This window comes from Amycolatopsis sp. NPDC051373 (assembly GCF_040689465.1).
Classification (GTDB): Bacteria; Actinomycetota; Actinomycetes; order Mycobacteriales; family Pseudonocardiaceae; genus Amycolatopsis.
This window is the reverse complement of record NZ_JBFBAE010000029.1, coordinates 127884-138538: the sequence shown is the minus strand read 5'-3', so window position 1 is coordinate 138538 and position 10655 is coordinate 127884. Positions and strand designations below refer to the sequence as shown.

The following is a 10655-nucleotide window of genomic DNA, read 5'->3' as shown; positions in this document are numbered from 1 at the left end:
GCCACCCACTCAATCGCCTGAGGCGAGAGCTTGGTTCGTGTCCCGGTGGCCGCCCGGTTTCCCTGGCGACTTGGAGAACTTTACACGGCCCGAAAGGGCCCGAAACAGGGGGGTACCTTAACCGCGTTCCCGCTGGTCAGGGCCCTGTTTCGGGCCGTCGGCCGGGATCAGCCGGCGAGGCTGACGCCGGCGATGTTCCGCTTGCCCTTCCGCACCACGAGCCAACGTCCGTGGAGCGCGTCGGACGCGGCCGGCGTCCACTCCTCGTCGGCGATCTTCACGTTGTTCACGTACGCCCCGCCCTCCTTCACCGTGCGGCGCGCGGCGCCCTTGCTGTCCACCAGTCCCCCGGCGAGCAGCAGGTCGACGATCGTCGACTCGTCCGACGCCTTGCCGGTCGGGACCTCGGCCATCGCCGCGTCGAGCGTCTTCGCGTCGAGCTCACCCAGCTCACCGCGCCCGAACAGCGCCTGGCTGGCCGCGATGACCTGCCGCGTCTGGTCCTCGCCGTGCACGAGGTCCGTGAACTCCTGAGCGAGCCGCTTCTGCGCCGCGCGCAGGTGGGGCCGCTGTTCGGTGTCCTCGGCCAGCGCGTCGATCTCCTCCCGGGTGAGGAAGGTGAACATGCGCAGGTAACGCATCACGTCGGCGTCCCCGACGTTCACGAAGTACTGGTACCAGGCGTACGGCGAGGTCATCTCCGGGTCGAGCCACAGGTTCCCGCCGCCGGTGGACTTGCCGAACTTGCGGCCCTCGGCGTCGGTGACCAGGGGCGCCGTCAGCGCGTGCGCGCTGCCGCTCTCGACCCGCCGGATGAGGTCGACCCCGCCGACGAGGTTGCCCCACTGGTCGGAGCCGCCGACCTGCAGCGTGCAGCCGTATTGCCGGTAGAGCTGCAGGTAGTCCTGCGACTGCAGCAGCAGGTAGCTGAACTCGGTGTAGGACATGCCGTCGGACTCGAGCCGGCGCTTCACGGTCTCCCGGTTGAGCATCACGTTCACCGAGAAGTGCTTGCCGACGTCGCGCAGGAACTCCAGCACGTTCTGCTGGCCGGTCCAGTTCAGGTTGTTCTCGACCACGGCGCCCGTCGGCGAATCGTCGAACTCGACGAACCGCTCCAACTGCCCGCGGATACGCCCCGCCCACTCGGCGACCACGTCGAGGGTGTTGAGCGTGCGCTCCCCCGTGTCGCGCGGGTCGCCGATCATGCCCGTCGCACCGCCGGCCAGCACGATCGGCCGGTGCCCGGCGCGCTGGAAACGCTTGAGCATCAGCAGCGGGACGAGGTTGCCGGCGTGCAGGCTGGGCGCGGTCGGGTCGAAGCCGCAATAGAGGGTGAGGGGTCCCTGGTCGAGGTCTCGCCGCAATGCGTCGATGTCGGTGGATTGCGCGATCAGGCCGCGCCAGGACAGCTCGTCAAGGATGTGCTCACTCACACCTGTAGATCCTCCCGCACCAGGTCAAGCGACTAACCCGCGGGGCGCACCTGCCGCCGTTTGCTGCCGCGCCGGTAGGTGGACACGGCGGGCGAGCCGTCGACCCAGAACCGCCACGGCGTGTCGATCCCCGTGGCGACGCCGACCCGCGGGCCGCTGCGGATCCGCTCGGGCGGCACGCGCTCCCCCACCCGCAGCCGGACCGGCGAGGACGGGTCCGTGAGGTCCACGCCGTTCTGCGTGAGGTCGACGCGCAGCACGGACGTGAGGATGGCGGGTCCCTTGGCGATCTCGCCGTTTCCGCGGGCGTGGGGACGCCGGGCGCGCACAATGTCCGCGCCCTGCACCACTTCGGCGGCGCGCAGGAGCACCCCGCCGGGCTCGTCTTCTTCCCCGCTGATGACGTTCGCGCAGAAATGCATGCCGTAGACGATGTACACGTACAGATACCCCGCCGGGCCCCACATCAGGGCGTTGCGCGGGGTCTTGCCGCGGAAGCTGTGCGACGCCGGATCGTCGAAGCCGCGGTAGGCCTCGACCTCCACGAGCCGCACGCCGACGGTGCCGTCGGGCGCGTCGGCCTCGAGGACCGCGCCGAGCAGCAGGTGCCCCAGGTCGACCGGGTCCAGTGCCAGTTCCTCGCGCCGGAACAACCGGTCCACGCGTGCTCCCCTCGTTCCGCCTCAGCCTAACCGGCGGCTCCCGGGTGATCGATCCGGCCGGGAAGCTCAGGCTCCCCGGCCGGTCCGGCGCGCTACTTCAGCCACTGCCGCACGGTCGTCACCCGGTCCACGAGGCGCTCACGCTGCTCGGCGACGCGCTCGGGCGCCGTGCCGCCGCGGGCGTTGCGCGAGCGCACCGACCCCTCGACGGTGAGCACCTCGCGCACCGCCGGTGTGAGGGCCGGGTTGATGGTGCGGAACTCCTCGTCGGTCAGCTCGTCGAGGCCGACACCGCGGCCCTCGGCCACGCGCACGCTCTCCCCTGCCGCCTCGTGGGCCACGCGGAACGGCACGCCCTGGCGCACCAGCCACTCGGCGATGTCCGTGGCGAGCGTGAAGCCGGCCGGGGCCAACTGGGCGAGCCGGTCGGTGTGAAAGGTCAGGGTGGCGAGCATGCCCGCGATCGCCGGGAACAGGAGCTCCAGCTGCTCGACCGAGTCGAACACCGGCTCCTTGTCCTCCTGCAGGTCGCGGTTGTACGCGAGTGGCTGCGCCTTCAGCGTCGCCAGCAGTCCGGTGAGGTTGCCGATCAGCCGGCCCGCCTTGCCGCGCGTGAGCTCCGCGACGTCGGGGTTCTTCTTCTGCGGCATGATCGAGCTCCCGGTGGCCCACGCGTCGTCGAGGGTCACGTAGCCGAACTCGGCGGTGTTCCAGATGATCACCTCTTCGGCGATCCGCGATAGGTTCACCGAGAGCATCGCGACGGCGAACGCGAACTCCGCCACGAAGTCGCGTGAAGCGGTGCCGTCGATGGAGTTCTCCACGCTCGTGTCGAAGCCCAGCTCCGTGGCCACGGCCTCCGGGTCGAGGCCCAGCGACGAGCCGGCCAACGCGCCCGAGCCATACGGCGACTCCGCGGTGCGGGCGTCCCAGTCGCGCAGACGGGAGACGTCGCGCAGCAGCGCCTGGCCGTGGGCCAGCAGGTGGTGCGCGAGCAGGACCGGCTGCGCGTGCTGCAGGTGCGTGCGGCCGGGCAGGATGGCCTCGGGGTGGCGCTGCGCCTGCGAAACGAGGGCGTCGACCACGTCGAGGGTGCCCGCGACCACGCGGCGCGCGGCGTCGCGCAGCCACATGCGGAACAGTGTGGCCACCTGGTCGTTGCGCGAGCGGCCCGCCCGCAGCTTGCCGCCCAGCTCCGTGCCCGCGCGCTCCAGCAGCCCGCGTTCGAGGGCGGTGTGCACGTCTTCGTCGGCCACCGTCGGCGTGAACGCGCCCGAGGCCACGTCCTGCGCGAGCGTATCGAGCGCCTCGAGCATGCCCGCCAGCTCCGCGTCGGTGAGCAGCCCCGCCTTCCGCAGCACGCGGGCGTGGGCCCGCGAGCCGGCGATGTCGTAGGGCGCCAGGCGCCAGTCGAAGTGGGTGGAGGCGCTCAGCGCCGCCATCGCCTCGGCCGGTCCGCTGGCGAACCGGCCGCCCCACAGGGCCACCGGCTGGTCTTTCGCGCTCACGTTCTGCCTTTCTGCCTCGGGCGTCTCACGATGCCCGGTGGGTCGGGTGGTCCGGGTGCTCCTGCCCGGTCAGGGGACGGTACCGCCGGCCGACGGGGCGCAGGTGCCTGCCGCGTCCGGCGGGCTCTTCGCCGCGGCGCCCGGTGACGACGGCGGTGCCGCCGTGGAACACGAGCCGGACGTCGCCGCACACGTGCTCCTGGCTGTGCCGCACGAACGCGTCGAGCGGCTCGCGCAGCGGCGAGGACCAGAGCCCGTCGTGGACGAGCTCGGTCCAGCGCCGGTCGACCGAACGCTTGAACCGGGCCAGGTCCCGGTCCAGCGTCAGGTTCTCCAGCTCCTGGTGCGCGGTGATCAGCACCCACGCGCCGGGGGCTTCGTAGATCTCGCGGCCGAGGTCACAGCCGTCGGTGGCGAGGTCGAACCGGCCGACGCCGTGGGCGCCGGCGCGGTGCCCGAGCCGCACCACGGCCTCGGCCACGCTCACCGTCTCGCCGTCGACGGCCACAGGCACCCCGCGGTCGAACGTGATCACGGCTTCGTCGGGCGCGTCGATGTTGGCTGCGGCGTCCTCGGTGTAGGCGAAGACGTCACCGGGTCCGTGCCACGGATCGGGGTCGGTGACCACGACGGCGCGGCCCCAGAGCGTGCGGTCGGGAGACAGCTTTCCGCGCTGTTCGCGTGGCCACACGACATCGGCGTTGCGCGTGCGGGCGATCGCGGTCACGTGCTTCTCGATCAGCGGACGAGCCAGCGACCCCACGAGCGGATAACGGTCGTACAGCAACGCGTTGGACTGCAGGGCGGGCAGGCAGTGTTCGTTGGCGAACTCGGCGCGCGCGTCGATCACGATCGACTCCGCCGCGCCGGCCGCCAGGGCCCGCTCACGCAGCGCCGTGAGGTCGACGTCGGCCGCGCCGAGGTCGACGGAGACCGTGACCACGTCCGTATCCCGCGCGAGGCGGGCCAGCGCGGCCGAGCCGGCGGGGCCACCGGCGTAGGCGAGGACGGTGGTCACAGCTCCTCGCCGTCCGCCGAGCGCCGGGCGAGCGCGGTGAACCGTTCCGCGAGATCGCGGCCGCTCAACGGTTCGCGGGCGATGACAGCGACCGTGTCGTCGCCGGCGATGGAGCCGACGACCTCCTCCAGTGCGGCGCGGTCGATGGCGCTCGCGAGGAACTGCGCGGCGCCGGGCGGCGTGCGCAGCACGGTGAGGTTGGCCGACGCGTCGGCCGAGACGAGCAGTTCCGCGAGCAGCCGGGACAACCGCGACGTACCACCCTGCACCCCGCGCACCGGGCTGCCGTCCTCGGGGATGACGTAGACCGGCGCCCCCGAGTCGGCGCCGCGCAGCTTCACGGCACCAAGCTCGTCTAGGTCGCGCGACAACGTCGCCTGCGTGACCTCGATGCCCTCGGCCGCGAGCAGCTTGGCGAGCTCGGTCTGGCTGCGGATGGCCATCGTGGACACCAGCTCCGTGATGCGAGCCTGGCGCCCGACCCGGCTGCCGGTCATCGCCCGCTCTGCTCGAACAACCAGACCAGCAGCGCCTTCTGGGCGTGCAGACGGTTCTCGGCCTCGTCCCACACCGCGCTGGCCGGGCCGTCGAGCACCTCGTCGGTGATCTCCCAGCCGCGGTGCGCGGGCAGGCAGTGCAGCACGATGGCCTCGTCGGCCGCGCGCTTGAGCAGCTCGGTGTTGACCTGCAGCGCCCGGAACGGGCCGACCCGGTCGAGGCCGTCGTTCTCCTGGCCCATGGACGTCCAGGTGTCGGTGACCAGCACGTCGGCGCCCGCGACGGCGTCGTGCGGGTCGGTGAATACGGCCGCGCTGCCGCCGGTCTCGGTGCCGCGGTGCTTCGCGTCGAGCATCACCTGCTGGTCGGGCTGGAAGCCCTCGGGCGAGACGACCCGCACGTGCATGCCCGCGGTCACGCCGCCGAGCAGCAGCGAGTGGGCCATGTTGTTGGCCCCGTCGCCGAGGTACACCAGTGTCAGCCCGGCGAGCTTGCCTTTGCGCTCGCGGATGGTCATGAGGTCGGTGAGGACCTGGCACGGGTGGAACTCGTCGGTGAGCGCGTTCACGACCGGCACCGACGCGACCGACGCCATGGAGTCGATGCGCTTCTGCGCGAAGGTGCGCCACACGATTCCGTCGACGTAACGCGACAGCACGCGCGAGGTGTCCTCGATGGTCTCCTCGCGGCCCAGCTGCATCGACCGGCCGTCGACGATCACCGGATGCCCGCCGAGCTGGCTGATGCCGACCTCGAACGAGAAGCGCGTGCGGGTGGAGTTCTTCTCGAAGATCGCCGTGACCGTCTTGCCGGCCAGGATCTTGTTGCCGAGCGGGTCCGCCTTGAGCGCGTCGGCGAGGTCCAGGAGAGCGGCCTGCTCGGCGGGGCTGACGTCGTCGTCGCGGAGGAAGTGGCGAGGCATCAGTTCGGATCCTTCGTGGTGGTGGAGTCGAGCGCGTCCGGGAATGCGGTCAGGAAGGCCTGGGCCTGCTCGGCCTCGAGCACCAGCGGCGGGGCGAGCCGGATGGTGTCCGGTGCGACGGGGTTGACGAGGTAGCCGGCTCCCTGCACGGCCTTGGCGACCGCGGCGGACACCGGCTCGCGCAGCGTGATGCCGAGCAGCAGCCCGGCGCCGCGCACACCGCTGACGAGCGGGTGCCCGAGCGCCTCGACGCCGGTCGCGATGTCCTTGCCCAGCGAGGAAACGTGGTCGAGCAGGTTGTCGCGCGCGATCGTGCGCAGCACGGCCAGACCGGCCGCGCAGCAGACCGGGTTGCCGCCGAACGTGGTGCCGTGCTGGCCCGGCTTCAGTAGCTCGCCCGCCGCGCCGATGCCGATCACGGCGCCGATCGGCAGCCCGCCGCCGAGGCCCTTCGCGAGCGTGATGAGGTCGGGGACGATGCCCGTCTGCTGGAAGGCGAACCAGGTGCCGAGCCGGCCGATGCCGGTCTGCACCTCGTCGAGCACGAGCAGCGCGCCAGTCGCCTTGGTGATCTCGCGAGCCGCCTGCAGGTAGCCGTCGGGCGCGGGGATCACGCCGGCTTCGCCGAGCACCGGCTCGAGGAACACGGCAGCGGTGTCGGTGTCGACGGCCGCGCGCAGCGCTTCGACGTCGCCGAACGGCACATGCGTGACCCCGGGGACCAGGGGCGCGAACGGTTCGCGCTTGCCCGGCTGGCCGGTGAGCGACAGCGACCCCATCGTGCGGCCGTGGAACGCGCCCTCCGCCGCGACGACCTTGGTGCGGCCGGTCAGGCGGCTGATCTTCAACGCCGCTTCGTTGGCCTCGGCGCCGGAGTTCACGAACAGCACCTTGCCCTGGCCGGTCAGCCCCGCGACGTCGAGCAGCGCCTCGGCAAGCTCCAGCGCGACCGGGTTCACGTACAGGTTCGACGTGTGGCCCAGCGTCGCGATCTGCTCGGAGACGGCGCGCACCACCTCGGGGTGGGCGTGGCCGAGCGCGTTGACCGCGATGCCGCCGACGAGGTCGAGGTACTCGGTGCCCTCGGCGTCCCACACCCTCGCGCCCTCGCCGCGGACAAGCGTCAGCCCGGGGGTGCCGTAGTTGTCCATCAGGGCCGACTGCCAGTGCTGCCGGCTCGCCTCGTTCGAGGTCGGGGTGGTCACGGGAGCTCCGTTCCTGGGTTTTCGGGGTTCGGGGTGGGCTCGGGGTAAAGGGTGGGCTCGGGGTAGACCATCGTGCCGACGCCGCGGGAGGTGAAGACCTCCAGCAGCACGGAGTGGGCGAGGCGTCCGTCGATCACGTGGGCGCGGCGCACGCCGCCGCGCACCGCGCGCACGCAGGCCTCCATTTTCGGGATCATGCCGCTGGCCAGCTCGGGCAGCATTTTCTCCAGCCGGTCGACCTGGATGCGGTCGATCAGCGACGAGCGGTCGGGCCAATCGGCGTAGAGGCCCTCCACGTCGGTGAGCACCACGAGCTTCTCCGCGCCCAGCGCCGCGGCCAGCGCGCCCGCGGCCGTGTCGGCGTTGACGTTGTGCACCACGCCGTCGATGTCGGGCGCGACCGTGGACACCACGGGGATGCGCCCGGCGTTGACGATGTCGAGCACCGCGTCGGGGTTCACCGCGGCGACCTCGCCGACGAGGCCGATGTCGACCTGTTCACCGTCCACAGTGGCCTGTTTGCGCTCGGCGGTGAACAGGCGCGCGTCCTCACCGGAGATGCCGACGGCGTACGGGCCGTGAGCGTTGATCAGGCCGACCAGCTCGCGGCTGACCTGCCCGACCAGCACCATGCGGACGATGTCCATCGTCTCGGGCGTGGTCACGCGCAGGCCGCCCTTGAACTCGCCCTCGACGCCGAGCCGGGTGAGCATCGCGGTGATCTGCGGTCCCCCGCCGTGCACGACCACGGGGTGCAGGCCGGCGAGACGCAGGAACACCATGTCCTGCGCGAAGGCCGCCTTGAGGGTGTCGTCGATCATGGCGTTGCCGCCGTACTTCACCACCACGGTGGCGCCGTGGAACCGCTGCAGCCACGGCAGCGCCTCGATGAGCACCCCGGCCTTCTCGGCCGCCGTCTCGAGCCTGTCGTCCGCGGAAATCAGGTCCTCCGTGCCGGTCATGAGGAGTAGGCGCTGTTCTCTTCGACGTAGCCGTGCGAGAGATCGGTGGTGTAGATCGTGGCCTCGGCCGAGCCGACGCCCAGGTCGACGACGACCTCGATGGCGCGCCCCGACAGGTCTGCGGCCGAGCGGTCCGCGGCGGTGGTGCCCGAGGCGAACAGCGTGACACCGTTGATCGTGATCGACACCGTCTCGGGGTCGATGCGCGCGGGCGCGCGGCCGAGCGCCATGGCGATGCGGCCCCAGTTGGGGTCGGAGCCGAACAGCGCCGTCTTCACGAGGTTGTCCTCGGCGATCGTGCGGGCGACCACCACGGCGTCGTCCTCGGACGCGGCGCCGCGCACCGTGACGTCAACGTCCTTCGTCGCGCCTTCGGAGTCGGCGCGCAGTTGCAGCACGAGGTCGTGGGCGACGGCGGTGAGCTGCTCGGTGAGCTCGGCCTCCGTCGGCTCGACCCCGCTCGCGCCGGACACGAGCACCAGCACCGTGTCGTTGGTGGACGTGCCGCCGTCGACGTCGAGCCGGTCGTAGGTGACGCGGGTGGCGGCGCGCAGCGCGCGGTCGAGAACTTCCTTGTCCGCCACGGCATCCGTGGTGAGGACCGACAGCATCGTGGCGAGGTTCGGCGCGAGCATGCCGGCACCCTTCGCGAAGCCGCCGACACTCCAGCCCGCGTCGTGTTTCGCAAACGCTTGCTTCGGCTTGGTGTCGGTGGTCATCACGCCGGACGCGGCGTTCACGCTCGCCTCGGCGCTCGCGTCGAGGGCCTTGACGGCACTGTCCACTCCGGACAGCACCGCGGCCATCGGGAGCCGTTCGCCGATGAGGCCGGTGGAGCACACGGCCACCTCGATCGCGCCGATGTCGAGGACCTCGGCGACCTTCTCCGCGGTGGCGTGTGTGTCCTGGAACCCGCCCGGGCCGGTCGCCGCGTTGGCGCCGCCCGAGTTGAGCACGACCGCCTTGAGCTTCTGCTGCTTCAGGACTTCCTGCGACCACAGCACGGGCGCGGCCTTGATCACGTTGCGCGTGAACACGCCCGCGGCGACGTCGAGCGGGCCGTCGTTCACGACGAGCGTGAGATCGAGCGCGCCGGAGGCCTTGATGCCTGCGGCGACGCCGGCGGCGCGGAAGCCCTTCGGGCCGGTGACGGTCACGGTGCCACTCCCACGGTGGAAAGTCCGGTGGTCTCGGGGAATCCGAGCGCCAGGTTCATCGACTGGACGGCACCGCCCGCGGTGCCCTTGGTGAGGTTGTCGATCGAGCAGATCACGACGAGCCTGCCCGCGTCGGCGTCCACGCCCACCTGGAGCTGGACGTTGTTCGACCCGAGGGTCGAAGCCGTCGCGGGCCACATCCCGGCGGGCAGCAACTGCACGAACGGTTCGGCGTCGTAGGCCTTCTCGTACACCTCGCGCACGGTGTTCTCGTCGACGTCGCCGATCAGCGGCGCCGTCGCGGTGGTGAGGATGCCACGCGGCATCGGAGCGAGCACGGGTGTGAAGGACACGGTCACCGGCTTTCCCGCCGCGCCGGAGAGGTTCTGGGCGAACTCGGGGGTGTGCCGGTGCTTGCCCGCCACTCCGTACGCGCTGGCGGACCCCATAACCTCGGACCCGAGCAGGTTCGGCTTGAGGCTCTTGCCCGCGCCGGACGTGCCGGTGACCGCCACGACCGTGACGTCGGGCTCGACCAAGCCCGCGGCCAGCGCCGGGGCGAGGGCGAGCGAGCCGCCGGTCGGGAAGCAGCCGGGGACCGCGACGCGATTGGTGCCCACGAGCTTCTCGCGCGCGCCGGGCAGCTCGGGCAGGCCGTAGGGCCACTGCCCGGCGTGCTCGCCGCCGTACCAGCGCTGCCAGTCGGCCGGATCGGCCAGCCGGTGGTCTGCGGCGAGGTCGACCACGAGCACGTCGGGTCCGAGCTGCGCCGCGACCTCGGCCGAGTGGCCGTGGGGCAGCGCGAGGAACACGACGTCGTGGCCGGCCAGCGTTTCCGCCGTCGTCTCGGCCAGCACGCGCCCGGCCAGGGGCGCGAGGTGCGGCTGGTGCGTGCCCAGCAGCGTCCCCGCGCTGCTCGCCGCCGTCAGCGCACCGATCTCGACTTCCGGATGGGTCAGCAACAGGCGCAACAGTTCCCCGCCCGCGTAGCCGCTCGCGCCGGCCACCGCGATCTTCACCGTCATACGCATGATTATGCACGACCATGCAATCTCAAACAAACAGGATTCCGCTGGGCCAGGTGTGTTTCCTGCCATGCCGAGCCGGAGCCAGGCCTTCCACCCCGGTCGTCCGGCCGTTGTCGCAGCTCCCGGCGTCGCGGCGACCGGACTGTTCGCGCTTCACCCGATCGAGTGCTCTCGCCGGGGCGGGTGGGGGGGCGGGGCCGCGCCCGCGGGCCGGGGGTGCTGCGCGACCCACCCCGCGGGCCCGCCCGCGCGGGGGCGC

Annotated in this window: 10 protein-coding genes; all 10 read right to left on the bottom strand. The window is 71.8% G+C overall.

Annotation, left to right across the window (positions count from 1 at the left end):
* Positions 1-167: 167 nt before the first annotated feature.
* A complete protein-coding gene (gene tyrS, locus AB0383_RS40085) occupies positions 168-1436 on the bottom strand; it encodes a tyrosine--tRNA ligase (protein ID WP_364190612.1) in 1269 nt (422 codons plus the stop codon).
* Between the two features lie 32 nt (positions 1437-1468).
* On the bottom strand, positions 1469-2098 hold the full coding sequence (locus AB0383_RS40080; RefSeq protein WP_366190069.1) for a DNA-3-methyladenine glycosylase: 630 nt from the start codon (positions 2096-2098) through the stop codon (positions 1469-1471).
* A 92-nt stretch (positions 2099-2190) separates the two neighbouring features.
* Positions 2191-3606: an argininosuccinate lyase gene (gene argH / locus AB0383_RS40075; protein WP_364190618.1), complete on the bottom strand. Its 1416-nt coding sequence runs from the start codon at positions 3604-3606 to the stop codon at positions 2191-2193.
* A 25-nt stretch (positions 3607-3631) separates the two neighbouring features.
* On the bottom strand, positions 3632-4624 hold the full coding sequence (locus AB0383_RS40070; RefSeq protein ID WP_364190621.1) for an argininosuccinate synthase domain-containing protein: 993 nt from the start codon (positions 4622-4624) through the stop codon (positions 3632-3634).
* Complete coding sequence (locus tag AB0383_RS40065) at positions 4621-5121, bottom strand: arginine repressor (protein ID WP_364190624.1); 501 nt, start codon at positions 5119-5121, stop codon at positions 4621-4623. The genes AB0383_RS40070 and AB0383_RS40065 overlap by 4 nt, the downstream gene beginning before the upstream one ends.
* Positions 5118-6044: an ornithine carbamoyltransferase gene (gene argF / locus AB0383_RS40060; protein WP_364190627.1), complete on the bottom strand. Its 927-nt coding sequence runs from the start codon at positions 6042-6044 to the stop codon at positions 5118-5120. The genes AB0383_RS40065 and argF overlap by 4 nt, the downstream gene beginning before the upstream one ends.
* On the bottom strand, positions 6044-7249 hold the full coding sequence (locus AB0383_RS40055) for an acetylornithine transaminase (RefSeq protein ID WP_364190630.1): 1206 nt from the start codon (positions 7247-7249) through the stop codon (positions 6044-6046). Before AB0383_RS40055 ends, argF begins: the two co-directional genes overlap by 1 nt.
* A complete protein-coding gene (gene argB, locus AB0383_RS40050; protein WP_364190633.1) occupies positions 7246-8211 on the bottom strand; it encodes an acetylglutamate kinase in 966 nt (321 codons plus the stop codon). The genes AB0383_RS40055 and argB overlap by 4 nt, the downstream gene beginning before the upstream one ends.
* Positions 8208-9368: a bifunctional glutamate N-acetyltransferase/amino-acid acetyltransferase ArgJ gene (gene argJ, locus AB0383_RS40045; protein ID WP_364190636.1), complete on the bottom strand. Its 1161-nt coding sequence runs from the start codon at positions 9366-9368 to the stop codon at positions 8208-8210. The genes argB and argJ overlap by 4 nt, the downstream gene beginning before the upstream one ends.
* Positions 9365-10393, bottom strand: a complete 1029-nt coding sequence (gene argC, locus AB0383_RS40040) for an N-acetyl-gamma-glutamyl-phosphate reductase (RefSeq protein WP_364190638.1) — start codon at positions 10391-10393, stop codon at positions 9365-9367. The genes argJ and argC overlap by 4 nt, the downstream gene beginning before the upstream one ends.
* Between the last annotated feature and the right edge of the window lie 262 nt (positions 10394-10655).